Annotated in this window: 26 protein-coding genes, 1 tRNA gene, 1 pseudogene and 1 riboswitch; of the genes and pseudogenes, 12 read left to right on the top strand and 16 right to left on the bottom strand. The window is 72.0% G+C overall.

Going from position 1 to position 26,205, the window contains the following annotated elements:
* Positions 1-57: 57 nt before the first annotated feature.
* Together ACFQU3_RS06605 and ACFQU3_RS06600 are read left to right on the top strand one after the other, a co-directional pair.
* Positions 58-1,944, top strand: a pseudogene (locus ACFQU3_RS06605) (glycogen debranching N-terminal domain-containing protein); the annotation flags it as partial.
* A 322-nt stretch (positions 1,945-2,266) separates the two neighbouring features.
* Complete coding sequence (locus ACFQU3_RS06600; RefSeq protein WP_385907944.1) at positions 2,267-3,397, top strand: glycosyltransferase family 4 protein; 1,131 nt, start codon at positions 2,267-2,269, stop codon at positions 3,395-3,397.
* 124 nt (positions 3,398-3,521) lie between these two features.
* Here ACFQU3_RS06600 and ACFQU3_RS06595 read toward each other — a convergent pair.
* The 6 genes from ACFQU3_RS06595 to ACFQU3_RS06570 all read right to left on the bottom strand — a co-directional run bounded on the left by ACFQU3_RS06595 (position 3,522) and on the right by ACFQU3_RS06570 (position 6,373).
* Positions 3,522-3,594 (bottom strand) — tRNA-Ala (locus tag ACFQU3_RS06595).
* 82 nt (positions 3,595-3,676) lie between these two features.
* Positions 3,677-4,339 (bottom strand): histidine phosphatase family protein, encoded by a 663-nt coding sequence (locus tag ACFQU3_RS06590; protein WP_385907942.1) that lies wholly within the window; start codon positions 4,337-4,339, stop codon positions 3,677-3,679.
* On the bottom strand, positions 4,336-4,755 hold the full coding sequence (gene rsfS, locus ACFQU3_RS06585; protein WP_385907940.1) for a ribosome silencing factor: 420 nt from the start codon (positions 4,753-4,755) through the stop codon (positions 4,336-4,338). Before rsfS ends, ACFQU3_RS06590 begins: the two co-directional genes overlap by 4 nt.
* Positions 4,752-5,411, bottom strand: a complete 660-nt coding sequence (nadD, locus tag ACFQU3_RS06580) for a nicotinate-nucleotide adenylyltransferase (RefSeq protein ID WP_385907938.1) — start codon at positions 5,409-5,411, stop codon at positions 4,752-4,754. Before nadD ends, rsfS begins: the two co-directional genes overlap by 4 nt.
* Positions 5,412-5,413: 2 nt before the next feature.
* Positions 5,414-5,632, bottom strand: coding sequence for a hypothetical protein (locus tag ACFQU3_RS06575; RefSeq protein ID WP_385907936.1), 219 nt, complete (start codon positions 5,630-5,632; stop codon positions 5,414-5,416).
* Between the two features lie 117 nt (positions 5,633-5,749).
* Positions 5,750-6,373 carry a DUF402 domain-containing protein gene (locus tag ACFQU3_RS06570; protein ID WP_385907934.1) on the bottom strand — a complete coding sequence of 208 codons (624 nt, stop codon included), beginning with the start codon at positions 6,371-6,373 and terminating at the stop codon, positions 5,750-5,752.
* Positions 6,374-6,454: 81 nt separating this feature from the next.
* Between ACFQU3_RS06570 and ACFQU3_RS06565 the strand changes: the two genes are divergently transcribed.
* A complete protein-coding gene (locus ACFQU3_RS06565) occupies positions 6,455-7,591 on the top strand; it encodes a glycosyltransferase family 2 protein (RefSeq protein ID WP_385907932.1) in 1,137 nt (378 codons plus the stop codon).
* Here ACFQU3_RS06565 and ACFQU3_RS06560 read toward each other — a convergent pair.
* From ACFQU3_RS06560 to ACFQU3_RS06545, 4 genes are all read right to left on the bottom strand, one after another.
* Positions 7,576-8,271 carry a class I SAM-dependent methyltransferase gene (locus ACFQU3_RS06560; RefSeq protein ID WP_385907930.1) on the bottom strand — a complete coding sequence of 232 codons (696 nt, stop codon included), beginning with the start codon at positions 8,269-8,271 and terminating at the stop codon, positions 7,576-7,578. The genes ACFQU3_RS06565 and ACFQU3_RS06560 overlap by 16 nt on opposite strands.
* Positions 8,272-8,317: 46 nt before the next feature.
* Positions 8,318-9,601, bottom strand: coding sequence for a glutamate-5-semialdehyde dehydrogenase (locus ACFQU3_RS06555; protein ID WP_385907928.1), 1,284 nt, complete (start codon positions 9,599-9,601; stop codon positions 8,318-8,320).
* Positions 9,602-9,708: 107 nt separating this feature from the next.
* Complete coding sequence (locus ACFQU3_RS06550) at positions 9,709-10,728, bottom strand: 1-aminocyclopropane-1-carboxylate deaminase (RefSeq protein ID WP_385907926.1); 1,020 nt, start codon at positions 10,726-10,728, stop codon at positions 9,709-9,711.
* Between the two features lie 56 nt (positions 10,729-10,784).
* Positions 10,785-11,486 carry a GntR family transcriptional regulator gene (locus ACFQU3_RS06545; RefSeq protein WP_385907924.1) on the bottom strand — a complete coding sequence of 234 codons (702 nt, stop codon included), beginning with the start codon at positions 11,484-11,486 and terminating at the stop codon, positions 10,785-10,787.
* Between the two features lie 139 nt (positions 11,487-11,625).
* A riboswitch (TPP riboswitch) is annotated at positions 11,626-11,737 on the top strand.
* On the opposite strand from ACFQU3_RS06545, the gene thiE reads away from it, so the two are divergent.
* From thiE to proB, 9 genes are all read left to right on the top strand, one after another.
* Positions 11,733-12,467, top strand: a complete 735-nt coding sequence (thiE, locus tag ACFQU3_RS06540; RefSeq protein ID WP_385907922.1) for a thiamine phosphate synthase — start codon at positions 11,733-11,735, stop codon at positions 12,465-12,467. It overlaps the preceding riboswitch by 5 nt.
* Positions 12,464-13,633: a glycine oxidase ThiO gene (thiO, locus tag ACFQU3_RS06535; protein WP_385907920.1), complete on the top strand. Its 1,170-nt coding sequence runs from the start codon at positions 12,464-12,466 to the stop codon at positions 13,631-13,633. The genes thiE and thiO overlap by 4 nt, the downstream gene beginning before the upstream one ends.
* The gene (gene thiS / locus ACFQU3_RS06530) at positions 13,630-13,830 is read left to right on the top strand and encodes a sulfur carrier protein ThiS (RefSeq protein WP_385907918.1); all 201 of its coding nucleotides are present in this window, start codon (positions 13,630-13,632) and stop codon (positions 13,828-13,830) included. Before thiO ends, thiS begins: the two co-directional genes overlap by 4 nt.
* A 1-nt stretch (position 13,831) precedes the next feature.
* Entirely contained in the window at positions 13,832-14,632 is an 801-nt protein-coding gene (locus ACFQU3_RS06525; protein WP_385907916.1) for a thiazole synthase, read from the top strand.
* A gap of 107 nt (positions 14,633-14,739) precedes the next feature.
* Positions 14,740-15,432, top strand: a complete 693-nt coding sequence (locus tag ACFQU3_RS06520) for a thiamine phosphate synthase (RefSeq protein ID WP_385907914.1) — start codon at positions 14,740-14,742, stop codon at positions 15,430-15,432.
* Complete coding sequence (gene thiD, locus ACFQU3_RS06515) at positions 15,429-16,346, top strand: bifunctional hydroxymethylpyrimidine kinase/phosphomethylpyrimidine kinase (protein WP_385907912.1); 918 nt, start codon at positions 15,429-15,431, stop codon at positions 16,344-16,346. Before ACFQU3_RS06520 ends, thiD begins: the two co-directional genes overlap by 4 nt.
* Positions 16,343-18,094, top strand: coding sequence for a phosphomethylpyrimidine synthase ThiC (thiC, locus tag ACFQU3_RS06510; protein WP_385907910.1), 1,752 nt, complete (start codon positions 16,343-16,345; stop codon positions 18,092-18,094). Before thiD ends, thiC begins: the two co-directional genes overlap by 4 nt.
* A gap of 227 nt (positions 18,095-18,321) precedes the next feature.
* Positions 18,322-18,660 carry a DUF5701 family protein gene (locus tag ACFQU3_RS06505; RefSeq protein WP_385907908.1) on the top strand — a complete coding sequence of 113 codons (339 nt, stop codon included), beginning with the start codon at positions 18,322-18,324 and terminating at the stop codon, positions 18,658-18,660.
* A 64-nt stretch (positions 18,661-18,724) separates the two neighbouring features.
* On the top strand, positions 18,725-19,837 hold the full coding sequence (gene proB, locus ACFQU3_RS06500; RefSeq protein WP_385907906.1) for a glutamate 5-kinase: 1,113 nt from the start codon (positions 18,725-18,727) through the stop codon (positions 19,835-19,837).
* Positions 19,838-19,910: 73 nt separating this feature from the next.
* Here proB and ACFQU3_RS06495 read toward each other — a convergent pair whose 3' ends face one another.
* The 6 genes from ACFQU3_RS06495 to ACFQU3_RS06470 form a co-directional block, all read right to left on the bottom strand.
* Positions 19,911-21,548: a cation acetate symporter gene (locus ACFQU3_RS06495; RefSeq protein WP_385907904.1), complete on the bottom strand. Its 1,638-nt coding sequence runs from the start codon at positions 21,546-21,548 to the stop codon at positions 19,911-19,913.
* Positions 21,545-21,883 (bottom strand): DUF485 domain-containing protein, encoded by a 339-nt coding sequence (locus tag ACFQU3_RS06490; protein ID WP_385907902.1) that lies wholly within the window; start codon positions 21,881-21,883, stop codon positions 21,545-21,547. The genes ACFQU3_RS06495 and ACFQU3_RS06490 overlap by 4 nt, the downstream gene beginning before the upstream one ends.
* Positions 21,884-22,187: 304 nt before the next feature.
* The gene (locus ACFQU3_RS06485; RefSeq protein ID WP_385907900.1) at positions 22,188-23,774 is read right to left on the bottom strand and encodes a cation acetate symporter; all 1,587 of its coding nucleotides are present in this window, start codon (positions 23,772-23,774) and stop codon (positions 22,188-22,190) included.
* 16 nt (positions 23,775-23,790) lie between these two features.
* Complete coding sequence (locus tag ACFQU3_RS06480) at positions 23,791-24,336, bottom strand: hypothetical protein (protein WP_385907898.1); 546 nt, start codon at positions 24,334-24,336, stop codon at positions 23,791-23,793.
* A complete protein-coding gene (locus ACFQU3_RS06475) occupies positions 24,333-25,112 on the bottom strand; it encodes a LytR/AlgR family response regulator transcription factor (protein ID WP_385907896.1) in 780 nt (259 codons plus the stop codon). The genes ACFQU3_RS06480 and ACFQU3_RS06475 overlap by 4 nt, the downstream gene beginning before the upstream one ends.
* On the bottom strand, positions 25,109-26,205 hold a 1,097-nt coding region (locus ACFQU3_RS06470), incomplete at its 5' end, for a sensor histidine kinase (protein WP_385907894.1). The genes ACFQU3_RS06470 and ACFQU3_RS06475, both read right to left, overlap by 4 nt.

Raw genomic sequence — 26,205 nt, 5'->3', positions numbered from 1 at the left:
ATCTCCTCCCGTCTGCCGGTTGACACCTCCGCCCCCGCAGGCGTGGGCTGAGAGGCTATGACCGAGGGTTGGGTGTTCAACGGGCCGCCGTCAGCGGGAGCGACCTCGCAGGTCACGCTCGTCGAGGGCCGCAGCTTCTGCATCTCCGATGCCTGCGGTGACATGGATCCCGCCCGGGCCCAGGGGCTCATCGTCAAGGACACCCGCTTCCTCGCGAGCTTCCAGCTGTGCGTGGACGGGGAGCCCCTGGAGTGCCTGGACGTCCAGCGCATCGATCCGCACTCGGCGGCGTACGTCACCCGGACGCGGCCGCGGAACGGTGTGGCCGACAGCACCCTCCTCGTCGTGCGTCGCCGGTACGTGGGCAACGGCATGGTGGAGGAGATCTCTGTCGCCAACCTCGGGCGCGAGACGACGGCACTGAGGCTGACCCTCTCTGCCGGGACGGACTTCGCGGGGCTCTTCGAGGTCAAGGACGGCCATCCCCAGCACCCGGCGGCGATCACCACGTCGGTCACCGAGAGCACCTGGTCACAGAGCCAGCAGCGTGGGGCGGAGTCGCGCTCGGTGAACGTGACCGGATCGGGCAGTCCCGACGTCGGGCCGGGCCTGCATACGTGGGATCTCGTCGTCGGCACCCGCGAGACCACCACCGTCACGGTCCATGTCGTGCCATCCTTCGACGGCGTCCCGCTCACCACGCCGTACCAGCCGGGCGAGCCACACCACGACAGCCCGCCGGCCATCCGTCACGCTCGCTGGCGGCAACGCAGCCCGTCGGTCCGCTCGCCGGACATCCACCTCGTCCGACTCGTGCGCAACAGCACCGACGACCTCGCCGGCCTGCGGATCGACGACCCGGAGCACCCGAGCAGGATCGTGATGGCGGCCGGCGCGCCCTGGTTCATGACGATCTTCGGCCGAGACTCCCTGCTGACGAGCTGGATGCTCCTGCCGGTCGACTGCCGCGTGGCACGCGGCACGCTCGAGACGTTGGCGGAGCACCAGGGCACGACGCTGCACCCCACGCGTGAGGAGGAGCCCGGCCGGATCCTCCACGAGATCAGGTCAGGCCTCGACAGCGGGCAGGCGCCCGGGACCGACGACGTCTACTACGGAACCATCGACGCGACCCCGTTGTTCGTCATGCTCCTCGGGGAGCTGCACCGGTGGGGTGCACCGATCGCTGATCTCGAACCCCTGCTCCCCCACGCGGACCGCGCGCTCGACTGGGTCGACGCGTACGGCGATCGTGACGGGGACGGGTTCGTCGAGTACCGTCGCGCCACCGACCGCGGGCTGCTCAACCAGGGCTGGAAGGACTCCTTCGACGGGATCACCTTCGCGTCCGGCCTGCCTGCCGAGCCGCCGATCGCGCTCGCCGAGGTGCAGGGCTACGTGTATGCCGCGTGGCTCGCGCGCGCGAGGCTGGCGCGCGCGATGGGCCAGGAGGACCGGGCGCGTCACTGCGAGGAGCGCGCGGCGCAGCTGGCGCGCCGGTTCCACGAGGCGTTCTGGCTCCCGCGGCAGGGGTACTACGCCCTCGCGCTCGACTGCGACAAGCGACCCGTCGACAGCCTCGCCTCCAACATGGGCCACTGCCTGTGGACCGGGATCGCCGACCGCGAGCACGCCGGCTCCGTCGCGGCTGCCCTGCTGAGCGAGGAGATGTTCACCGGCTTCGGCGTGCGCACGCTCGGATCGAGCATGGGGGCCTACAACCCCATGAGCTACCACAACGGGTCGGTGTGGCCGCACGACAACGCGATCGTGGTCGCCGGCCTGCGCCGGTACGGCTTCGTCGACGAGGCCCAGCGGGTGGCACTCGGACTCGTCGACGCCGCCGCGAGCTTCGACGACCGCCTTCCCGAGCTCTTCTGCGGGTTCGGCAGGGACGAGTTCCCCGAGCCGGTGCCGTACCCGACGTCGTGCGCGCCACAGGCCTGGGCCGCTGCGACCCCCTTCTCGCTCCTGCGCTCATTGCTCGGGCTCGAGCCGGACCTGCCCGCGACGGGGATCGACTGCGAACCGGCTCTTCCCGCAAGGTTCCTGCCGTTCTCGATCGACCAGATGCATGTCGGGACCGAGTCGATCAGGATCGAGGTCGACGCGGCCGGCCACGCGGTCGTCGACGCGCCCGCCCACGCCAGCGCCGATGGGGGATCGGGACTGATCTCACCCGCTTGGGGTGCAGGCCCCGGGGTACGTGCAGGGTGGTCGTCCTGGGCGACGGTGTGGGGCCGTCGGACGTGCCGTGGGGGGCAGTATGTCGACATCGACCTCGAATGCCGTACGGCGGATCGTCGTCGCGCCGCGTCCACTTCGCATCGCGGTCGTCGCGCCGCCGTACTTCTCGGTCCCGCCGCATGCCTACGGCGGTGTCGAGGCCGTCGTGGCCGGCCTCGTCGACACGCTCGTCTCGCACGGCCACCACGTCACCCTGGTCGCGGCAGGACGCAACGGCACACGAGCCCAGGAGTTCGTCCAGACCTGGGCCGACCCGCCCGCACACCTCCTCGGTGGAAGCATCGGCGAAGTCATCAACGCGGCACGGGTGCTGGCCGGGCTGCGGCTCGACAGTGTCGACCTCGTCCATGACCACACCCTCGCCGGGCCGCTGCTCGCCGCGTCGCGCCGGGTGCCCACGGTCGTGACCGTCCACGGCCCGCTCGACGAGCTGGCCGACGTCTACCGTCCGCTGGGGCGCACCGTGCAGCTCGTGGCCATCTCGCGCGCCCAGACGCGGCAGGCACCCGAGCTGAACTGGGTGGGCGCCGTGCCCAACGGCATCGACGTGGACAGCTTCCCCTTCCGGTCCCGCAAGGACGACTACGTGCTGTTCCTCGGTCGGCACCACCCGACCAAGGCGCCTCATCTCGCCATCGCCGCCGCGAAGGCCGCCGGCGTGCGCATCCTGCTCGCCGCCAAGTGCAACGAGAAGGTCGAGCACGAGTACTACGAGCGCGAGATCCGGCCCCGGCTCGGCGACGACGTCATCGACGTCGGGGTCGCGGACGCTGCACGGAAGCGCCGGCTCCTCGCCGGGGCCCGGTGCCTCGTCTTCCCGGTGTGCTGGGACAAGCCGTTCGGTCTCGTCATGACCGAGGCCATGGCGTGCGGCACCCCGGTCGTCGCGCTCGCGCGCGGCGCCGTCCCGGAGGTGGTCGCTCACGGCCGGACCGGATTCGTCGTGGACAGGCCCGACGAGCTGGCCGCGGCGATCCTGCGGACGCACGAGCTGGACCCTGCGGAATGCCGGGCCTGGGTCGGTGAGCGCTTCAGCCTCGAGGCGATGAGCCGCGGCTACGAACGCGTCTACCGCACGGTCCTCGGCGCCGGGGTGACGGCCTCGTTGTCCGGGCTCCCGGTGGCCGGAGCTGACGGGAGCCGGAGCTGAGGCGCCGGGAGCTGAGGGGAGCCGTCGGCTCCGCTGCCCTCCGCCTCCTCCCGAGTCCCCCCATACACACCCAGAAAGCGAAGAAGGACCAGACGGAAAAGCGTGTCTGATCCTTCTTCGCTTGTGGAGCTGAGGGGACTCGAACCCCTGACCCCCTGCATGCCATGCAGGTGCGCTACCAGCTGCGCCACAGCCCCGTGCGGGTGTCACCTCGTGAAGCGACTGCGTAACCATAGCGGGTCCGCAGCCCTTCGCCAAAATCGGCGGCGGCCTTCCATGTCAGACGTTCCAGGGCCCCAGGTTCCAGCCGCTGATGCGCCAGCGGGTCGCCTCCGAGAAGCTCTTGCGGGCCTCGACGAGCTCGATCCAGTGGCAGTTGTCGAGTCCCCTGAAGACGTCGTCGGACACCTCCTGGTCGAGCCCCACGAGCTCGCTCGCGGCGACCCGGCTCGACACACCGTGTGCGACGACGACGGCCGTCTCACCGGGCAGCAGCTCTCGCGCGACCTCCCGAAGGCAGGCCCCGGCGCGTTCAGCCACCTGCGCCCGCGTCTCGCCCGTGACACCACGCGGAGCGTCCTCGCCGCGGTCGAGCGCGGCCACGAGCTCGGGGTAGCGCTCGCGCACGTCGTCGGCGTGCATGCCCTGCCACTCCCCCACGTGCACCTCGCGCAGACGGGCGTCGAGGCGCACCTCGACGCCCGTGAGAACCGCGATGGCATCGGCCGTCGACGCCGCCCGCTGCAGGTCGCTCGACACGATGAGAGCCGGAGCGTATGCCGCGAGGTGCGGCGCCGCGGCAGCCACCTGCTCGCGGCCCCGGTCCGACAGCGCCGTGTCCTTGTGGCCCTGCCAGACCCGGGCGGCGTTGTCGACGGTCTCGGCGTGCCGCACGAGGACGATCCGCCGGGCGCCGCCGCCCTTCGCGGAGCCGGCCGTCACGCCCCGTCGACCTCGTCGGCCTTCGCGACGGCCGCATCACCGGTCCGGGCCGCGGCGTCGACGGTCGAGAGGTCGATCTCGGGGCAGTCCTTCCAGAGGCGCTCGAGCGCGTAGTACTCGCGCTCCTCCTCGTGCTGGACGTGCACGATGATGTCGCCGAAGTCGATGAGGACCCACCGGCCCTCGCGCTCGCCCTCGCGGCGCACGGGCTTGCTGCCGAGCTCACGCAACCGGTCCTCGACCTCGTCGACGATGGCGCCGACCTGTCGCTCCGACGGTGCGGACGCGATGACGAAGACGTCGGTCAGCGGCATCTGCTCGCTGACGTCGATGGCCAGGACCTTCTCGGCGAGCTTCTCCTCGGCGGCGAGGCCTGCGGCCTTGGCGAGCTGGAGCGAACGGTCTGCTGCGGTCACGAATCTCCTTGTGGCAGTGCGTCGGTCAGGGCGTGCTGGGGCCCCGGCTGGGACGGCGCGCTGCCTGTGGTCGCCGGGTCGGCGGCATACAGGTGGTACTTGTTGATGTACTGGACGACCCCGTCGGGCACGAGGTACCAGACCGGCTCGCCGTCGGCGACCCGCGCGCGACAGTCCGTGGAGCTGATCGCCATGGCCGGCACCTCCTGGAGCGTGACCCGGTCCTCGGGCAGGCCCGTGTCGGACAGCTCGTGCCCGGGACGGGTGACCCCGATGAAGTGCGCGAGCTGCCAGAGGTGCTCGGCGTCCTTCCACGAGAGGATCTCGGCCAGCGCATCGGCACCGGTGATGAAGAAGAGCTCGTCGTCGGGCCGGTCGGCCCGGATGTCGCGCAACGTGTCGATCGTGAACGTCGGCCCGGGTCGGTCGATGTCGACCCGGCTGACGGTGAAGCGCGGGTTGGACGCCGTCGCGATGACGGTCATGAGGTAGCGGTCCTCGGCGGGCGATACGTGCCGGTCGGCCTTCTGCCACGGCTGGCCGGTGGGGACGAAGACGACCTCGTCGAGGTCGAAGAGCGACTGGACCTCGCTCGCGGCCACGAGGTGACCGTGGTGGATCGGGTCGAACGTCCCACCCATGACGCCGAGGCGCATGGTCAGTGGTGGGCTCCGTCGGATCCGCTCGCCGGGCCGTGCGTGCCCTCACCGTGGCGGGGCGCCTGCACCTTGTAGGCGGTGTTGCGGAAGCTCCACGTGACACCCAGGGCGACGAGGAAGAGCGCGAAGGTGATGAAGAAGTAGGCGATCACCGGCATCGGAAGCTGGCGAGCGGCTTCCTCCCCCTCGGTGACGAGTGCGAGGACACGATCAGACATACGGCCAGCCTAGCGCCCGCACCCTCCGGCCGACGCAGCGCGTGCCGCGAGCGTGGTCCGGGGGATGGTGCGGAGGGGTCCAGAGACGACACGGCGTGCGTACGCCGTCCCGCCGGGTCAGGCGCCGGCCGTGTCCCCGAGCACCGGCTCTGCGGCGTCGGCGCGGCGCAGCCACTCGTGCCCGACGGACCCGAACGGCTCCTCCGCCGCCGCGACGGCGGCCAGGACGAGGTCGCGCCACCGCTCCGCCAGCGCGACGACCTCGGGCGGGTAACCGAGCTGCACCCGGTGCTCCGCGAACTCGTCCTCGTCGTCGACGAAGAGGTCCCCCTCACACGTCAGGACGACGTCGAGGTCGAGGTCGACCATCGTGACCTCCCACTCCGGCCCGCCGTCGGAGTCGTCGCGACGCTGCCACACCGGCTCGGTCGTCATGTCGACGTAGACGCTCACCTGCCTGCCCTGCGGGTAGAAGCCCACGGCATACGCCCCGACGTGGGGCACGAGAGAGACCCAGCCGTCCTCCTCGACGAACTCCATGCCCGGTCGCGAGCAGCGGGTGCCCGCCGGCGAGTACCACCAGTGCCCGTGCTCGTCGACGCCGAGGTAACGGCCCACCCACTCCCAGTGCCGGCCCCCACCCCACTTCGTGAATCGCGCCGCCACCGGGGTGCCGTGCGCGAGGCCACCGGACGGCATGCCCCGCCCGGCCCGTGGAAGGTCGTCGGTCCCTGGGCTCACCCGCCGCACGCTACCGCCTGGCACAGCCGGACCACAGGCACGTGACAGTGGTGACCCATGGGCGGCCGTAGGCTAGAACCCATGGTTCCCGAGCTGTCCGTGGTCATCCCGATGTACAACGAGGAGGAGGTGCTCCCCCTCCTCGTCGAGCGCCTGCGTCCCCTCCTCGACGGCCTGGGCACCACCTACGAGGTCGTGGGGGTCGACGACGGCAGCACGGACCTCACCGCCGCGCTCCTGCAGCGCTACCACCGCGAGTGGCCGCAGCTGCGTGTCGTGCGCCTGCGCGCCAACGCCGGGCACCAGGCGGCCATCTCGGCCGGCCTGGTCAGCGCCCTCGGCGACTACGTCGTCACGCTCGACGCCGACCTGCAGGACCCGCCCGAGATCATCCCCGAGATGTTGACGGCCGCCAAGGACGACGGCGTCGACGTCGTCTACGGCGTCCGCAACGACCGCTCGACCGACACGTGGTTCAAGCGGGCCTCGGCCCAGGCGTTCTACCGGCTCATCGGCCTCATGTCGCAGACCTCCGCGCACGCCGACGCGGGTGACTACCGCCTGATGTCGCGCGCGACGGTCGACGCCATCAACAGCCTCCCCGAGCACAACCGCGTGCTGCGGTTCATCGTGCCGGCGCTCAACTTCCCGTCCGACACGGTCGCGTACCGGCGCGATGAGCGCGCGGCCGGGACCTCGAAGTACCCGCTCCTGAAGATGATCAAGCTCTCGCTCGACTCGCTGACCGGCTTCTCGACCGCGCCGCTGCGGCTCGCGACGTTCGCCGGGTTCGGTGGCGCTGTCCTGGCGGTGCTCCTGGTCCTCTACACGCTCATCTCGCGCTCACAGGGGCACACCGTGGCCGGCTGGACCTCGACCGTCGCGATCGTCGCCGGCGTCGGCGCCGTGCAGCTCGTCTGCGTCGGCATCCTCGGCGAGTACATCGGCCGGATGTACGCCCACATGCAGGGCCGCCCGACCTACTTCATCGCCTACGACTCGCTCACCGCCGACACGGGCTCGCACGGCCCGACCGACACACCCCTGCCCGCGCAGCCGAACGAGTCGACGATCCGCCCGGTCGCCGAGGCAGAGCCGGTCGCCGAGGCAGAGCCGGCGGCCGAGCCCGCACCGGTGGCCGAGCACTCCCCCGCGCCCGCTCCGCGACCCGAGCAGGTCGACGAGTCCGCGCGGCAGCGCACTCAGCTGCGCGGCTGAGCCCGCACGAGGAGGCTGACGCCCGGCAGGCCCCCCACCGGGAGGTAACGCTCGGCCGTGATGATCGTGCGCAGCCCGAAGTTGACGACGGGGTGCAGGTCATCGAGGTCCGACCCGGAGCTCGTCTTGCGCCGCATCGCGACCACGGGCCGCAGCAGGACGTTCCACGAGCGGACGTCGCGGACGTCGAACCCACCGCGGTCGAGCAGGTCGAGCAGTGCCTCTCGCGTGTAGCGGCGCACGTGGTCGACGGCCTCGTCGTGGCTCGACCAGAGCCGCGGGTCGGCCGGGACGGCGACGAGGTAGGTGCCGGTCGGCTTGAGGACCCGGCGCACCTCCGCGACAGCGGCGTCGTCGTCGTGCAGGTGCTCGAGCAGGTCGAAGGCGACGACGAGGTCGAGCGAGTCGTCGGCGAGTGGGAGCCGCGTCGCGTCACCGCGCAGGGTCGCGAGACCACGCCCGTGCGCGACCTCGGCGCCGTCGGCGCCGTACTCGAGCGCCACCGCGTCCCAGCCGTGCTGGCGCAGGACCCGGGTGTTGCCACCGCCGGCCGCGCCGATGTCGATGGCGCGTCCGGGTACCAGCCCCGAGATCGCCTTGGCCAGCAGGTGGCGCCGCTCGCGGTACCACCAGTGGTCGTCCTCGAGCTCAGCGAGCTTGCGGACCTCGGTGCCTTCCATGGTCGGACATCATGCCATCCGGCCCGGGCAGACGCTGTGGCGCCCGTCAGCGCACGTGGCCGTCTCCTTCGACGACCCACTTCGTGGTCGTCAGCTCAGGCAGCGCCATCGGCCCGCGCGCGTGCAGCTTCTGCGTCGAGATGCCGATCTCGGCGCCGAAGCCGAACTCGCCGCCGTCGGTGAACCGGGTGCTCGCGTTGACCATGACCGCGGCAGCGTCGACCTCCGCGGTGAAGCGCCGGGCCGCGCCGCGGTCCTCGGTGACGATGGCCTCCGTGTGCCCGGTGCCGAAGCGCCGGATGCGCTCCATCGCCTCGTCGAGGTCGCCGACCACGGCGACGCTCATCTCGAGTCCGTGCCACTCGGTGCCGAAGTCGGACTCCGTGGCGAGGTCGTATGCCGCGCCGGCGGCGTCGGCGTACTGCGTGACCTCGGGCGCCACGTGCAGCCGCACACCCGCGCCGGCGAGATCGGTGAGGGTCTTGGGCAGGAAGTCGGCCGCGACGTCGCGGTGGACGAGGAGCGACTCGGCCGCGTTGCAGACACTCGGACGGTGGGTCTTGGCGTTGAGCGTGATGGCCAGCGCCTTGTCGAGGTCAGCCGCGCGGTCGACGTAGACGTGACACACCCCGACGCCGGTCTCGATGACGGGCACCGTCGACTCGCGCACGACGGTCTGGATGAGGTCGGCACCGCCGCGGGGGATCACGAGGTCGACGTAGCCCCGTGCCGTCATGAGGGCACGGGCGGCGTCACGCCCGCCCTCCTCGAGCAGGGTGATGGCGGCGACCGGAAGCCCTTGCGCCGCAAGAGAACCACGCATCGCCTCGACGAGGGCATGGTTGCTGCTCGCGGCAGCGGAGCCGCCACGGAGGATGACCGCGTTGCCGGACTTGAGGGCCAGGCCGGCGGCGTCGACGGTGACGTTGGGACGCGCCTCGTAGATCATCCCGACGACACCCATCGGCACGCGGACCTGCCGGATCTGCAGGCCGTTGGCGAGAGTCGAGCCGCGCACGATCTCGCCGACCGGGTCGGGCAGCGCGGCGACGTCGCGCAGCGCCTGCGCGACCGCCGCGACGCGGGACTCGTCGAGCCGGAGGCGGTCCTGCAGGCTCTCACTCATGCCACCGGCCCGGCCGCGCTCGAGGTCCTCGGCGTTGGCCGCGATGACGGTCGCGGCGGCGGCGTCGACCGCGTCGGCGAGGTGCAGCAGGGCGGCGTCCTTCTCGGCACGCGGCATCAGGGCGAGGCGACGCGAGGCGACGCGGGCCTTCTCGGCAAGGGCGTTGACGTGCTCGACGACGGCGGGATCGATCGCTTGCGACATGCATCAAGGGTAGGTCGTTCGGACGAACACGGGTCGCCCGTCCCAGGCCAGGGCCCCCGGAGAGCCGCCCGGCACCGGCTCCCGGCCGGACGGCGGACCCGCTGACCTCAGTCGAAGATGCCGCTGTAGGCGTTGAGCGCCGGCTGCCCGCCGAGGTGGGCATAGAGGACCGTGGAGTCGCGCCCGATCTCGCCGGAGGTGACCAGGTCGATCACCCCTGCCATGGACTTGCCCTCGTAGACGGGGTCGATGATCATCCCCTCGAGCCGTCCTGACAGCAGGATGGCTTCGACGGTCGACTCGACGGGGATGCCGTAGAGGTCGCCGGCCCAGCCCTCGAGGACGGTGACCTCGTCGTCGCGCAGGTCACGGTCGAGCCCGATCAGCGCAGCGGTGTTGCGAGAGATGCGCGCCACCTGGTCGCGAGTCTTGTCGATGGTTGCCGACGCATCGATGCCGAGCACGCGACGTGGGCGCCCGCCGGCGTCCTCCAGCGCGGCGAACCCGGCGATCATGCCCGCGTGGGTCGAGCCCGTCACGGTGCACACGACGATCGTGTCGAAGAAGACGCCGAGCTCCCTCTCCTGCTCGGCCACCTCGTACGCCCAGTTGGCGAATCCGAGCCCGCCCAGCTCGTGCTCGGACGCGCCCGCAGGTATGCCGTACGGCCGGCCGCCGGACTCCTCGACCTCGCGCATCGCGTTCGCCCAGGACGACCGGATGCCGATGTCGAAGCCGGCGGGGTCCAGCCGTACGTCGGCACCCATGATCCGCGACAGGAGGATGTTGCCGACCTTGTCGTTGACCGGGTCGTCCCAGTCGACCCACTTCTCCTGGACCAGCCGACACTTCATGCCGAGCTTCGCCGCGACGGCGGCGACCTGCCGCGTGTGGTTCGACTGGAATCCGCCGATCGACACGAGTGTGTCGGCGCCCTGGGCGAGCGCGTCGGGGACGATGTACTCGAGCTTGCGGGTCTTGTTGCCGCCGAAGGCGAGACCGGAGCTCACGTCCTCACGCTTTGCCCAGACGCGAGCGCCGCCGAGGTGCTGGGTCAGCCGGTCGAGGGGATGGACGGGGCTCGGTCCGAAGGTCAGCGGGTAGCGCTCGAAGTCGTGGATGGACATGTGAGTCTCCTTGTCTGGGTGAGTGATTCGCATCGTTGTCGGCTGGCCGTCCGCCGTCAGCCCGCCGGGTGCTCGTGCGACGGTTCCTCGGCGTCGGCGTCGGCCAGCGTGTCGAGGAGCGGCTTGAGCGTCTGCCACGTCTGGTGCGACACCGACGCGGCCGCCTCGGCGTCCCCGGCCTCGCACAGGTCGACGAGCCGGGCGTGGAGGTCGACCGATGCCCGGCCGGCGAGGGAGGAGAAGCGCAGCCGCTCGACCCGGCGCAGCACGGGTGTGAACTGGTCGAGGACCGCCTCGACGGCGCCGTTGGCGGCGGCTCGGACGGGGACGCCGTGGAAGGCGTCGTCGGCGGCGATCGCCGCGTCGGCGTCGCCCCGGCGGACTGCAGCGGCGAACCGCTCGTTGGCCTCGCGCATCTCGTCGAGGTCGGCCGCGTCGAGCTGCCCCACCGCCAGCTCCACCGCGAGACGGTGCATGGCCGCGACGACCGCCTGGGCGTCACGGATCGCCCGGGCGTCGAGCGTCGCGACGGTGGTCGACCGGCCGGGTGCAGCGTGGACGAGGCCTGTCTGGGCGAGGCGCAGCAGCGCCTCGCGCACCGGTGTGCGGCTCACCCCGAGCCAGGTCGCGAGCTCCTGGTCGCGCAGCTTCTCCCCCGGGGCCAGCGTCCCGTCGACGATCGCGTCGCGGAGGCGCAGGTGGACGTCGTCGCGGAGCAGGTTTCGTCGGTGGTTCTCGCGATACTCCGGAATCGGCATGCAATATATTGAACATCACTTGGTGGTTTCGTCAACGCGCGGACGGTCCCTGGACACGGTGCCGATGCGGCGGCATACGGCCCGCCCGTGGTGAGAGGTACCTCGGGATGCCGGCCCGAAGGGCACGGGCTATGGTGATGGCGTCCTTCACGGGAGTCCGGCGCACCGGGCTGAGAGGGGGCTGACGCGGCCCTGACCGTCCACACCTGATCCGGATCATGCCGGCGCAGGGACCAAGGAGTCGCGTTGACGCATCGAGCCGCACCGAGTGCCCCCACCGTCCACCCCGGCACGCTGCGCCACGTGCCTGCCCTGCACGTCGTGACCGACACCCGCGCCGGCCGGGACCCCCTGCCCGACGTGCGGGCAGCCGTGGCGACCGGCCCCTGCGCCGTCCAGGTCCGTTCCAAGGAGCTGACCGACCGCGACGTGCTCCAGCTGACGCTGCAGGTGCTCGAGATCGCCCGGCCGGCCGGGGCCCTCGTCCTCGTCGACGACCGCGTCGACGTCGCGCTCGCCGCCGGCGCGGACGGTGTCCACCTGGGCGTCACCGACCTTCCCGTCGACCGCGTCCGCGCGCTCGCGCCACCCGGATTCGTCATCGGCGCGACGGCGCGCGATGCCGTCTCGGCGCGCGCGGCCGAGATGTCGGGGGCGACGTACCTCGGCGTCGGACCCGCGTACGCCACGACGACGAAGGTGGGGCTGCCCGAGCCTCTCGGGCCTGACGGTGTCGCCGCCGTCGTCGCCGCCACGCGGCTGCCCGTCGTCGCGATCGGCGGGGTCACCGCCGATCGTGTGGCGCTGCTCCGCGCCGCGGGAGCCCACGGAGTGGCCGTCGTCACCGCGCTGAGCGAGGCAGACGACCCCCGCTCGACCGCCGCCGCACTCGCTGCGGCGCTCGCGGGCCATCCACCAGCGATGCCCCCGGCGCCTCGGGCGTCGGGGTCGGAGACCGGGACGACCACCGACCATCAGTGACCGCCGTCATGCGGGCGGCGGACCGACGGCAGGTCGCCGTCATCGGCGCGGGCATCATCGGGCTCGCGTGCGCGTGGCGGCTGAGCCGCTCCGGCCATGCCGTGACGGTCCTCGACCCGGCGGCGGGCTCCGGAGCGACCCACGCAGCGGCGGGCATGATCGCGCCGGCCAGCGAGGCCGTCTTCGGCCAGGACGCGCTGCTCTCCACGAGCCTGGCCTCGGCGCGGTTGTGGCCTGACTTCGCGGCAGAGCTCGCCCGTGACGTCGGCCGGCCCGTGGAGCTGGCGCCGCGTGGGACGTTGCTCGTCGCGCTCGACGCCGACGACGAGGCGTCGCTCGCACGCCACGCCCGCCACCTCGAACGCCGCCGGTGCCACGTCGAGCGGCTGACCTCGCGAGCGGCCCGCCGGCTCGAGCCGGCCCTGTCCCCCCGCGTGACCGGCGCCGTGCGGCTCGAGGAGACGGCCGTCGACCCGCGGGCCGTCTCCGCCGCGCTCGAGGACGCGTTCGTGGCGCGCGGAGGCACGCTGCTGCCTGTCCTCGCAGAACCCGTCGTACGCGATGGCCGTGTCGCGGGCGCCCGCCCCGTCGGCGACGGCTGGGCCACGGTGGACGCCGTGGTCGACGCCGACGTCGTCGTCGTTGCCACGGGCTGGAGCTCCCCGCGTGTGCTGGCGGCGCTCGGCCACCCGGTGCCCATCCGGCCCCTCAAGGGCCAGGTGATCCGGCTCGCTGCAGCCCCCGACACGCTCACGCACACCGTCCGTGCGACGGTGCGTGGGCGCGAGGTCTACACCGTCCCCCGCCCGGGCGGCGAGATCGTCGTGGGGGCCACGAGCGAGGACGTCGGGGAGGACGTCTCGGTGACGGCCGGCGCGGTGCACGATCTGCTGCACGACGCGATCGAGGTCGTGCCGGAGCTCGCCGAGGCGACCTTCCGAGAAGCCACCGCGAGACTCCGCCCCGCGACCACCGACAACCTCCCGCTCGTGGGCCCGACCTGTGTCGAGGGACTCGTGCTCGCCTCGGGCCACGGACGCGACGGCGTCCTGCTCGCCCCGCTCACGGCCGAGGCCGTCACCGCACACGTCGACGGCCGGCCACCACCGCGCTGCGTCGAACCCCTTGCCGCACAACGACTCTGCCCATCGAAGGAGCGCTCGTGAACATCAACCTGAACGGCGAGGAGCGCATCGTGCGCCCCGGCGCCACGATCAGCGACCTCGTCGAGGAGCTCGGCGCGCCGACGCGAGGCGTCGCGGTCGCCCTCGACCACGTCATCGTGCCGCGCTCCGCGTGGGCCCGCACGGTCGTGGCCGTCGGCGCGCGCGTCGACGTCGTCACTGCGATGCAGGGAGGGTGACGTGTCGAGCTCACCGAGTGTGGAGCCTAACCACCCCGACCCGCTGGTCCTCGCCGGACGCAGCCTGGCCTCCCGGCTCGTTCTCGGCACCGGCGGAGCGACGAGCCACGCCTCCCTCGAGGCGGCGGTGCGCGCCTCCGGCACCGGCATCGTCACGGTGGCGATGCGCCGGGTCCCACAGGCGGGGGCGGGTGGCCTGCTGGACGTGCTCGACCGGTGCGAGGTCGCCCTCCTTCCCAACACCGCCGGGTGCCGCACCGCGCGCGAAGCGGTGCTCACCGCCCGGCTCGCCCGGGAGGCCCTCGGGACGAGCTGGGTCAAGCTGGAGGTCGTCGCCGACGACCGGACGCTCCTGCCCGACGTCGTCGAGCTCGTGGACGCCGCGGAACAGCTCGTGCGCGACGGCTTCGTCGTGCTCCCGTACACGACCGACGACCCCGTCGTGGCACGTCGACTCGTCGACGTCGGATGCGCCGCCGTCATGCCGCTGGGTTCCCCGATCGGCAGCGGCCTGGGCATCCGCAACCCGCACGCCATCGAGCTCGTCCGCGACGCCGTCGACGTGCCGGTCATCCTCGACGCCGGCATCGGCACCGCGTCCGACGCCGCACTCGCGATGGAACTCGGCTGTGACGCCGTGCTGCTCGCGTCCGCCGTGACCCGCGCGGAGGACCCGGCCGCGATGGCCGGGGCGATGCGTCACGCCGTCATCGCGGGACGCCTGGCCTACCGTGCCGGCCGTATCCCGGTCCGGCGCCTCGCGCTTGCCTCGTCCTCTACGACCGGGCTGGTCGGCTCATGACCCCCGCCCCTCCGCAACCGAACGACTCGTTCGGTGCCGAACCCGCCGGTGCACCACCCCGTTCGGGACCGAACGCGGCGTTCGGTCGCGAGGGGGGGGCTGTCGTCGTGGTGACGGACCGAACCCAGGTGCCCGATGACCGTGACCTGCTCGACGTCGTCGGCGCCGCGCTCGACGGCGGGGCCGGCGGTGTCCTCGTGCGCGAGCGCGACCTCCCGGCCGACGAGCGCGCTGCCCTGGTCGACGCGGTCGGACGCCTCTGCACGGCCCATGACGCACTCCTCGTCGTCGCCGCTCCGCTGCTCGGCCGCTCGCGGCCCGAACAGTCACCACGCGCCCCGCGGCCACTCGCTGGTGCAGGAGTGCACCTCCGCAGCGTCGACGTCGACCTCGACCTCGTCTCCGCATCGGTCGTCGGTCGATCGTGCCACGGTGCCGCGGATCTCGTCCGCGCCGCCGACGACGGCCTCGACTACGTCACGCTCTCGCCTGTGGCCGCGAGCGCGTCCAAGCCCGGTTACGGCCCCGCACTGGGCTACGCAGGGCTGCGCAGGACGATCACGACCGCGCGCCGAGCCCGTCGGTCGCTGCCCGCGGTGCTGGCTCTCGGTGGCGTCGAGCCCCACGACGCTGGTCGCTGGGTCGAGGCCGGCGCCGACGGCGTCGCCGTCATGGGAGCGGTCATGCGCTCCACCGACCCGCGCGCCACGACCCGGGCCCTCGTCGCCGCCGTCGACGCGGCGCTGGCCCAGCGACCGCCGCAGCGACCACGCCGCGGGCCGAGGGCGGTGACGACGTGAACAGTCCGCCCGTCGCCCTCACGATCGCCGGCTCGGACAGCGGCGGAGGAGCCGGTGTCCAGGCCGACCTCACCACGTTCGCCGCGCACGGCGTCCACGGCGCCAGTGCCGTTACGGCGGTCACCGTGCAGGACACCACCGGCGTCCACGGCATCCACCTCGTCCCCTCCGACGTCGTCCTCGCCCAGATCCGTGCCGTCCTCGCCGACCTGCGTCCCGCGGCGGTGAAGACCGGCATGCTCGGCGGGGCCGCGACGACGAACGCCGTCGCGGCCCTCGCGTGCGACGGCCTGCTTCCCTGTCTCGTCGTCGACCCCGTGCTGGTCTCCACGTCGGGGCACTCACTCGCCGGCGACGGCGTGACGGTCGCGATGCGAGAGCACCTGCTGCCGCACGCGACCGTCGTCACGCCCAACACCGACGAGGCCGCCGCCCTCCTCGGCGCGGCACCGGCGGCGAGCCTCCGCGAGCAGGTGGACCAGGCGCGCGCGCTGCTCGACCTGGGCTGTCGCACCGTCGTCGTCACGGGCGGCTCGTTCGAGCGCCCCGGTGGCGCGGGCGGGCCGGTTCGGGTCGACGTGGTGGCCACCCCCGAAGGGGCGCGCACCTTCACCTCGCCCGAGGTGGCGACCACGAACGACCACGGCACCGGGTGCACCTTCGCCTCGGCGATCGCTGCAGGACTGGCCCACGGCCAGCCGGCCTCGGCCGCCGTCGAGACGGCGCGCGCGTTCGTGCGGACCGCCCTGCTCGACGCCGCAGCCTGGCGGATCGGCAGCGGACGCGGACCCGTGAGCCACGTCCACCCCGCCCCCCGGACCCGCACCGAGACCGCCACCCAGACCCCCACCCAGACCCCCACCCAGACCGTCACCCAGACCCAGACCCGCCCACCACGAGGAGAGAACCCATGAGCGAGACCGCCACCACGCCCGACGCAACGACCTCCACCGACTCCCCGGCCCCCGCCCGACGCAAGGTCCACGTGCCGAGCGCATCGAGCGGCATACCCGTGCCGTTCACGGAGGTGACGCTCTCGGAAGGCAACCCGCCGTTCCGGCTCTACGACACGTCCGGCCCCGGCAGCGAGCCAGAGGCCGGCCTCCCTCCCCTCCGCGACGACTGGATCGCAGCGCGTGGCGACGTGGAGACGTACACCGGCCGTGAGCGCCGGCTCGCCGACGACGGGCGGTCCGCCCAGCGCCGTGGGGCTGCGTCGGAGGAGTGGCGAGGCCAGGCCCGGGCTCCCCTGCGGGGCAAGGACGGCCACCGCGTGACGCAGATGGCGTACGCCCGCGCCGGCATCGTCACGAAGGAGATGGAGTTCGTCGCCACCCGGGAGCGCTGCGACGTCGAGCTCGTCCGGTCCGAGGTCGCGGCCGGGCGCGCCATCATCCCCAACAACGTCAACCACCCCGAGAGCGAGCCGATGGTCATCGGCCGCGCCTTCCTCGTCAAGGTCAACGCGAACATCGGCAACTCGGCGGTCACGAGCTCCATCGCCGAGGAGGTGGAGAAGCTGACGTGGGCGACCCGCTGGGGTGCCGACACCGTCATGGACCTCTCGACCGGTGACGACATCCACACGACCCGCGAGTGGATCGTGCGCAACTCCCCCGTCCCGATCGGCACGGTCCCGATCTACCAGGCGCTCGAGAAGGTCGACGGCGACGCGTCACGCCTGTCGTGGGAGGTGTTCCGCGACACCGTCATCGAGCAGTGCGAGCAGGGCGTCGACTACATGACCATCCACGCCGGCGTGCTCCTGCGCTATGTGCCCCTCACGGCGGAGCGGATCACCGGCATCGTGAGCAGAGGCGGCTCGATCATGGCCGGCTGGTGCCTGGCCCACCACGAGGAGAACTTCCTCTACACGCACTTCGACGAGCTGTGCGAGATCTTCGCGCGCTACGACGTCGCGTTCAGCCTCGGGGACGGGCTGCGTCCCGGCTGCACCGCCGACGCGAACGACGAGGCGCAGCTGTCCGAGCTGCGTACCCTCGCCGAGCTCACTTCTCGCGCCTGGGAGTTCGACGTCCAGGTCATGGTCGAGGGACCCGGGCACGTGCCGCTCGACCTCGTCAAGGAGAACGTCGACCTCCAGCAGGACTGGTGCCAGGGCGCCCCGTTCTACACGCTCGGCCCGCTCGCGACCGACGTCGCGCCCGGCTACGACCACATCACGTCGGCCATCGGCGCGAGCCACATCGCCTGGCACGGCACCGCCATGCTCTGCTATGTCACGCCGAAGGAACACCTCGGCCTGCCCAACCGCGACGACGTCAAGACGGGGGTCATCACGTACAAGCTCGCCGCGCACGCGGCCGACGTCGCCAAGCGGCACCCGTACGCCCGTGACTGGGACGACGCGCTGTCGAAGGCCCGGTTCGAGTTCCGGTGGGAGGACCAGTTCAACCTCTCGCTCGACCCCGACACGGCACGTGCCTTCCATGACGAGACGCTGCCGGCGGAGCCCGCCAAGACGGCGCACTTCTGCTCCATGTGCGGACCGAAGTTCTGCTCGATGCGGATCAGCCAGGACGTCCGGAGGTATGCCGCCGAGCGGGGTCTGAGCACTGACGGTGCTGCCCGTGAGGGCATGGCGGACAAGAGCCGCGAGTTCGTCGAGCTGGGTGCGTCGGTCTACGTCCAGGCGCCCTGACCGGACGACGGGGGAACTCGGTGGTCACGGTCCACGGTGGACCGTGGCCACCGACGCGAGGAGAACCGTGACCGCTGCCCAGCTGACCCCCTCCGCCCTCATGACGCCCGCCGACATCGACCTCGAGCTCGACCGCCAGCTCGGCCGGATCCAGGCAGCCGGCCTGCTCCACCACGTCGGATGGACACCCACGCAGGCCATGGCATACCAAAGACCTGCGAGAACCCTTGAGGGAGAAAGCGGCCGGGCTCCCGGGACCGATCCGCGAGCGCGCGCCGTTCGTGCTCGTCATGGCGTCGCTGCCATCCTCCCTCGCCATCACGACCCAGCGGCACGGCAGCAGGTCCGGCTTCCTCTCCGGCGACACCAGCGAAATCGACGAGTTCCGCCCCATCGACGGACTCGACACACCGGACGGGCTGTATGCCGCCGTGGACGTCCGGCGCGGGGAGGAGCATCTGGGCCGCACACCCGACAAGAGCGCCCCGAAGCTCGGCTTCTGCTGGGCGGGGAACCGGCACACCTGGCTGGGCATCGCGTCCTGCGCCGCCCGCGTCGGCGCCTGACCCGACGCGCGCCACCGACGAGACGAGACGGCTGCGGCCGTCCCGTCTCACTACAGTGCTGGGTGTGTCGCCCCACTCCGTCATCAGCACCGCCCGGCGCCTGGTCGTCAAGGTGGGCTCCAGCTCGCTGACAGGCATCGACGGAGGCATCGACCACGACCGCCTCGTCGCGCTGTCCGACGCGCTGTCGCGCAAGCACCTCGACGGGACGCAGATCGTGCTCGTCAGCTCCGGCGCCATCGCAGCCGGCATCCATCCGCTGGGTCTCACCGTGCGCCCGCGCGACCTCGCGACGCAGCAGGCTGCCGCCTCGGTGGGGCAGGGAGCCCTGCTCGCCGCCTACACCCAGGCCTTCGCCGTCCACGACATCACGGTCGGCCAGGTGCTGCTGACCGCCGACGACGTGACCCGGCGGACCCACTACGCCAACGCCCGGCGCACCCTCGAGCGCCTGCTCGACCTCGGCGTGCTGCCGATCGTCAACGAGAACGACACCGTCGCGACGAGCGAGATCCGTTTCGGCGACAACGACCGGCTCGCCGCGCTCGTCGCCCACCTCATCGACGCCGACGCCCTCGTGCTGCTGTCCGACGTCGACGCGCTCTACGACGGGCCGCCGAGCCGCCCAGGCGCACAGCGCATTCCCCTCGTCCGCGGCCCGCACGACCTCGTCGGGGTCGAGATCGGCGGCAGCGGGTCGAAGATCGGCACCGGTGGCATGACGACGAAGATCGAGGCCGCGCGGATCGCCACGGCCGCCGGGGTCGTCACGAGCGTGACGGCCGCCGACCGGGTGAACGAGGTCCTCGCGGGCAACGACGTCGGGACCGTCTTCCTGCCGATCGGCGTCCGCGGCCGGTCACGCCGGCTGTGGCTCCAGCACGCGACGACCGCCCGCGGCCGGCTGCTCGTCGACGACGGCGCCGTGGCCGCTCTCGTCCATCGCAAGAAGTCCCTGCTGCCCGCCGGCATCACCGCCGTCGAGGGCACGTTCCACGACGGCGACCCCGTCGACGTCTGCGCCCCTGACGGCGCGGTCGTCGCCCGCGGTCTCGTCAACTACAGCTCGGCCGAGCTGCCCGCGCTCCTCGGGCGGTCCACGAAAGAGCTGGCCCGCGACCTCGGCCCGGAGTACGAACGCGAGGTCATCCACCGCGACGACCTGGTCGTGCTCTGACGCCCCGACCGCGCCCACCGGCGACGAAAGGGCCCCGACGGCAGCTGCCGTCGGGGCCCTTCGTGCACGTGCCTCAGTGGTGGGTCGCCGCCTCGGCACCGTGGCCAGTGAGCGAGCGGACCTCCATCTCGGCGTACTTCGCCGCGTTGTACTCCCGGCTCGTCACCGTCCCGATGTAGCCGAGCAGGAAGCCGAGCGGGATCGAGACGATGCCCGGGTTGTCGAGCGGGAACCAGTGGAAGTCGACCCCCTGGAGCATCGAGGGACTCTTCTTGGTGACCGGGTCGATCGCCTTGCCCGACACGACCGGACTGAAGACGATCAGCGTGATGGCGCTGACGAGGCCGCCGTAGATGCTCCACAGGGCACCCCGCGTGTTGAACCGCTTCCAGAAGAGCGAGTACAGGATCGTCGGCAGGTTCGCACTCGCCGCGATGGCGAAGGCGAGGGCCACGAGGAACGCGATGTTCTGGCCGAGGGCGAAGATGCCGCCGACGATGGCGATCGCACCCAGCACGAGCGCCGCTATCCGGGCCACCTTGACCTCCTCCTCGGGCGTCGCCTTCCCGTCCCTGACGACGGTGTTGTAGATGTCGTGCGACAGGGAGGCGCTCGCGGTGATCGTCAGGCCGGCGACCACGGCGAGGATCGTCGCGAACGCGACGGCCGAGATGACACCGAGGAGGATCTCGCCGCCCAGCTTGAACGCGAGCAGTGGCGCTGCGGAGTTCACCGCGCCGGGGGCGTTCTTGATCTCGGAGGCACCGACGAGCTCAGCCGCACCGAAGCCCAGGACGAGCGTGAACAGGTAGAAGATGCCGATCAGCCAGATCGCCCACACGACCGAGCGACGGGCCTCTCGCGACGTCGGCACGGTGTAGAACCGCATGAGCACGTGGGGCAGGCCGGCCGTGCCGAGCACGAGCGCCATCGACAGGGAGATGAAGTCGATCGGGTTCTTGTACTGCAGGCCGGGCTGGAGCAGGTCCTTGCCGCCGGCATCCTGCGACGCCGCGGTCGCCTCGCCGAGCAGCGTCGACAGGTTGAGGCCGAACTTTCCGAGCACCCAGAGCGTCATGACCCCGGCACCGATGATGAGCAGGACGGCCTTGATGATCTGCACCCAGGTGGTGCCTTTCATCCCGCCGTAGATGACGTAGAAGATCATGATGACGCCGACGACGGCGATCACGATGCGCTGGCCGGCCGCGCCCTCGACACCGAGCAGGAGCGCGACGAGACCTCCGGCACCGGCCATCTGTGCCAGCAGGTAGAAGAACGAGACCACCAGGGTCGAGGTCGCGGCCGCGATGCGCACGGGCCGCTGCCGCAGCCGGAAGCTGAGGACGTCGGCCATCGTGTACTTGCCGACGTTGCGCAGCAGCTCGGCGACGAGCAGGAGGGCGACCAGCCATGCCACGAGGAAGCCGATGGAGTAGAGGAAGCCGTCGTAGCCGTTGAGCGCGATGGCGCCTGCGATGCCGAGGAACGAGGCCGCAGAGAGGTAGTCGCCGGCGATGGCGATGCCGTTCTGCCGCCCGGTGAACGCGCGACCGCCGGCGTAGTACTCGGCAGCACTGCGGTTGTTGCGCGAGGCGCGGATGACGATGGCGAGAGTCACGACGACGAAGAGCGCGAAGATGCCGATGTTGATGGCCGGGTTGCCGACGGTCGTGGCCGCGGGGACGAGGGTGGGTGCGATGGCGCTCATTTGTGGTGCCCTCCCATCTTCTGGGCGAGGGCTTCGGCCCGCGGGTCGAACTCGCGGTCGGCCCAGCGCGCGTAGTACATCGTGATCGCGAAGGTGGACACGAACTGCAGGAGCCCGAAGATCAGGCCCCACGTGACGTTCCCGAGCACTCGGGTGCCCATGAAGTCCTTCGCGAAGACGGACAGCAGGACGTAGAGGAAGTACCACGCGAGGAACAGCGCGGTCAGCGGGAAGACGAATCGGCGGAACCTGCGGCGCAGGTCGGCGAAGTCGTCGGAGTTCTGCATGGCGACGTTCGGGTCGTCCACCACGCGGTCTGGAGCGTCTTTGCTCACTTGGGCCACCTCCGGGGCGGTTGGTCGTGCGTGATCTCCTGATCGGTCCACGCGGTGGTGCCGCCGCCGACGCCCCCCGCCCTGCGGTGGTGGGTCGACTCCCCTGCGGCTCCGCGCTGCCGGCCACGTGGCCGGTTCAGACCAACGTAGGAGGCGTGCCGGTCGCCCGGCAGTCGCAGCGCTCCGGGCATCGCCCAGTGGCGCCGACCACTCGCCGTGCGCGGGCGCGACTGCGACGAGCGGTCGCCGGCGCGCGACGAACGGTCGGCCCCCAGCCGCCCCAGCGACGACGCGGCAACCGGAGTCACGGTCGCTGGCCAGTTGCGTCGGTGTCGTGCGCGGCAGCCCCGGCCATGACCGGTCGACGGGACCAGCGCTCGGGGTGGAACGACCCGCGGTTGAGGTCGATGTGCTCAGGGGCGTGCAGCCTCACCATCGTCTGGGCGACGTGTTCCGGCGCACGTGTGCGCGTGGCGACAGAGGCAAGCACCATCGTGGCGAAGGCGAGCGGCACGCTGACGGCGGCGGGCTGGGTCATGACGACACCGAGCCACCCGTCCGTCGCGACGCCGAAGGTCGTCGAGAGGACAGCCCCCATCGACAGCCCTCCGCCGACGAGGAGCCCGGCGATGGCGCCGGCCGCGGTGAGCCCCCGCCACCAGATCCCGAGCAGCAGCATCGGGCAGAACGTCGACGCTGCCACCGCGAACGCGAGCTCGACGGCGTGGGCGACCGGGACCCGGGCCGATGCGAAGGTCAGGACGAGCGCGACGGAGACGGCGATGACCGTCGAGAGCCGGAAGGCGCGGATCCCGTGACGGTGACCGGAGCCCCAGCGGACGAGGTCCTGGCTGAGGACGCCGGCGACCGATACGACGAGACCCGTGGACGTCGAGAGGAACGCCGCGAAGGCCCCGGCCGCGAGCAACGCCGTCAGGCCCTCGGCCAGGGGCCCGTCGAGGACGCGGCTGGGCAGCTCGAGGACGACCGAGTCGGCGCGACCGGCCGCGACGAGGTCGGATGCGACGTAGCGGCCGAGCACGCCGTAGAGCACGGGCAGCAGGTAGAAGCCGGAAAGGAGGACGAGAACGGCGAGCGTCGTGCGCCGCGCGGCCCGGCCGTCGCGGTTGGTGTAGAAGCGGACGACGACGTGGGGCAGGCCCATCGTGCCGAAGAAGGTGGCCAGGACGAGCGAGTAGGTCAGGTAGAGGGCGTTGTCCCCGCCGAGCGGCTCGACCCAGTCGGCGACATGGACGGCCCCGACCGACGGGTTGGTGGTGCCTGAGCCGAAGGCGCCGAGCAGGAAGAACAGGGGCGTCAGCAGGGCGAGCAGCTTGAGCCAGTAGTGGAAGGCCTGCACGAGCGTGACGCTGCGCATGCCACCCGGCAGGACGTTGAGGCACACGACGAGCGCGACGGCGACCTGTCCGACCCACGACGGAGCGCCGGTCAGGGTGCGCAGGGTCAGTCCTGCGCCCTGGAACTGCGGGATGAGGTAGAGCAGGCCGATGGCGACGACGAGCAGGCTCGAGGCCCGTCGCGCGACGAGCGACTCCAGCCGCAGCTGGGCGAAGTCGGGCAGCGTGTAGGCACCTGAACGGCGCAGCGGTGCGGCGACGAACACGAGGAGCAGCAGGTAGCCGGCGGTCCAGCCGACAGGCAGCCAGAGCATGTCGACACCGCGGGCGAGGATGAGCCCGGCGACACCGAGGAAGGAGGCGGCGGAGAGGTACTCGCCGCTGATCGCTGACGCGTTGAGCACCGGGCTGACCCCGCGGGACGCGACGTAGAAGTCGCTCATCGTGCGCGAGAGGCGCAGGCCGAACGCCCCGACGCCGAGGGAGGCGATGGAGACGAGGATGACGGCGACGATGCTCGCTGCGTTGCTCACGGGTGGGTCACCGTCGTCACCGCCCGTCCAGCAGGTCGCTGAAGTCGGCCTCGTTGCGCTCGGCCTGGCGCACGTAGAACCAGCCGAGCGCGACGATCTCGCTGAACGCCACGACTGTGAGCAGGATCCACGGGAGCGGGACGCCGAGCACCGCGAACCGGCCGACCTCCGGGACGACGGCGAAGAGCAGGGGCAGCAACCCGAGGGTCGAGGCGAGCGCGACGAGGACGCTGAGGGCCAGCCGCAGCTGGCTGCGCATGAGCGAGGTGATGTAGACCTCGCCGAGCCGCGTCTGCTCGTCGATCTCCGAGGCGATCGAGACAGTGCGGGTGCGGGCGGCGGAGGTCCGCGGGCTCGTGACCCGGACGCGGGCCCGGGTCCGGGGCTCCCCCGCCGCATGCGGCTCCCCCGCCGCGCGCGGCTCCCCTGCCGGACCCGGCTCCCCGCCCGGATGCGGCTCTCCCGCTGCATGCGGCTCCTCCGCCGGCCGCGGCACGGGGCCGGGGCGCGGCGCGTCACCGGACGGCATACGGCCGGTTGCCGTGGGGTCGGGACCGGTCACGACCCGCCCCGGCCGAGGGGCTGTGCGCGGCGGACGAGCAGGTCCCGTAGGGCGCGGGTGTGGCGGCGGCTCACGACGAGCTCGTGCCCACCGACGACGACGGTCGTACGCCCGCCCTCGGTCCGCCACTCGGAGATGTGCCCGAGGGCCACGAGCGACGAACGGTGGATCCGCACGAACCCAGCCTCGCGCCACTGGTCCGCCAGGGTCGTGAGGGGGACGCGTACGAGGTGGCTCTCGGTCGTGGTGTGCAGGCGCGCGTAGTCGCCCTGCGCCTCGACGAAGAGCACGTCGGAGCGTGCGACGAGGCGGCTCACTCCGGCCAGCTCGACGACGATGCTCTCGTCGGCGCTGACCGGCGCCGGCTCCCGGCCATGGAGCTGGCGCACGACCCGGCGGACGGCCTGGTCGAGCCGCTCGTCTCGGACCGGCTTGAGGACGTAGTCGACAACGTTGAGCTCGAAGGCGTCGACGGCGTGCTGCTCGTGGGCGGTGACAAAGACGACGGGGGGCTGGGTGGTGAAGCGCGACAGCACGCGCGCGAGGTCGAGCCCGCTGAGGCCGGGCATCTGGACGTCCATGAAGATCGCGTCGACCTGCTCCTCGTGGAGCACTCGCAGGGCCGCCTCACCCGAGCCGGCTGGCACGACCTGACCCACGCAGTCGTGACGCGAGAGCATCCAGACGAGGTCGTCGAGCGCTGGGGCCTCGTCGTCGACGGCGAGCACCCGCAGCAGCGGCGCGCCCTCCACCTGTGCAGCGGTCTCGCCGGTCACACGTGCACCCCCGGCCGGAACTTCGGCAGCCGCACGACGACCTTCGTGCCGGCGCCCGGGGCGGTCTCGACGACGAGCCCGTAGTCGTCCCCGAACGCGGCCCGCAGCCGCTCGTCGACGTTGGCCAGGCCCACGGAGTCGCTGCCCGGGTCGCCGCCGAGGACGCGACGGACCCTCTCGGGGTCCTCGCCGACGCCGTTGTCCTCGATCGTCACGACGCACTCGTGGTCGGCGTCCTGGGCCAGGATGCTGATCTCCCCGTCACCTGCACGACCCTCGAGGCCGTGCCGGACGGCGTTCTCGACGAGCGGCTGGAGGCAGAGGAACGGCACGACGACGGGCAGCACCTCCGGTGCCACGCGCAGGGTCACGGTGAGCCGGTCGCCGAAGCGCGCCTTCTCGATGACGAGATAGGCCTCGATCGAGCGCAGCTCCTCGGCCAGCGTGGTGAACTCGCCGTGCCGGCGGAACGAGTAGCGGGTGAACTCCGCGAGGTCGACGAGCAGCTCGCGCGCCCGGTCCGGGTCGGTGCGGGTGAAGGAGGCGATCGCGGTCAACGAGTTGTAGATGAAGTGCGGACTGATCTGCGCGCGCAGGGCCCGGACCTCAGCCTCCATGAGGCGGGTGCGCGACGCGTCGAGCTCGGCCAGCTCGAGCTGGCCGGACACCCAGCGAGCCACCTCGTTCGTCGCGCGCACGAGCCCGGCGGAGGCCCGGCCCGTGAAGACCTGGAGGGTGCCGACGACCTTCTCGTCGACGTCGAGAGGGGCGACGATCGCCTGACGCACGACGCAGGACGGCTCGGAGCAGGCGACGTCCGGGCCGTCGACGACGGTCGTCCGGCCGTGACCGAGGGTCCCGGCGCAGATGACGGCGGGCTGGTGCGAGTGGTGGGTCTTCCCGCCCTCCCAGGCGAGCAGCGCGCTCGTGTCGGTCATGGCGACGGCGGGGGCCCCGAGGAGCGAGCGCAGGTGCTTCAGCGAGCGCTCCGCCGCGGCGGGCGTGAGCCCCATGCGCAGCGGCGGGGAGGCGAGCAGCGCCGTGTGCAGGGTGCGGTACGTCGCACGGTCGGCCTCCGTGCCGAGGTGACCGC

It is taken from the genome of Terrabacter sp. GCM10028922, assembly GCF_042666095.1.
Classification (GTDB): Bacteria; Actinomycetota; Actinomycetes; order Actinomycetales; family Dermatophilaceae; genus Terrabacter.
Note: the sequence above shows the minus strand (reverse complement) of the source record. Positions and strands in the feature narration are given on the sequence as shown.

What these genes read in the sequence shown, in the direction of transcription:
- ACFQU3_RS06600 (WP_385907944.1), top strand. Translation starts at nt 2,267, where the DNA reads ATGTCGACATCGACCTCGAATGCCGTACGGCGGATCGTCGTCGCGCCG.
- nadD (WP_385907938.1), bottom strand. Translation starts at nt 5,411, where the DNA reads ATGCGCCTCGGCGTCATGGGTGGGACGTTCGACCCGATCCACCACGGT.
- ACFQU3_RS06575 (WP_385907936.1), bottom strand. Translation starts at nt 5,632, where the DNA reads ATGTCTGATCGTGTCCTCGCACTCGTCACCGAGGGGGAGGAAGCCGCT.
- ACFQU3_RS06565 (WP_385907932.1), top strand. Translation starts at nt 6,455, where the DNA reads ATGGTTCCCGAGCTGTCCGTGGTCATCCCGATGTACAACGAGGAGGAG.
- ACFQU3_RS06560 (WP_385907930.1), bottom strand. Translation starts at nt 8,271, where the DNA reads ATGGAAGGCACCGAGGTCCGCAAGCTCGCTGAGCTCGAGGACGACCAC.
- ACFQU3_RS06555 (WP_385907928.1), bottom strand. Translation starts at nt 9,601, where the DNA reads ATGTCGCAAGCGATCGATCCCGCCGTCGTCGAGCACGTCAACGCCCTT.
- ACFQU3_RS06550 (WP_385907926.1), bottom strand. Translation starts at nt 10,728, where the DNA reads ATGTCCATCCACGACTTCGAGCGCTACCCGCTGACCTTCGGACCGAGC.
- ACFQU3_RS06545 (WP_385907924.1), bottom strand. Translation starts at nt 11,486, where the DNA reads ATGCCGATTCCGGAGTATCGCGAGAACCACCGACGAAACCTGCTCCGC.
- thiC (WP_385907910.1), top strand. Translation starts at nt 16,343, where the DNA reads ATGAGCGAGACCGCCACCACGCCCGACGCAACGACCTCCACCGACTCC.
- ACFQU3_RS06495 (WP_385907904.1), bottom strand. Translation starts at nt 21,548, where the DNA reads ATGAGCGCCATCGCACCCACCCTCGTCCCCGCGGCCACGACCGTCGGC.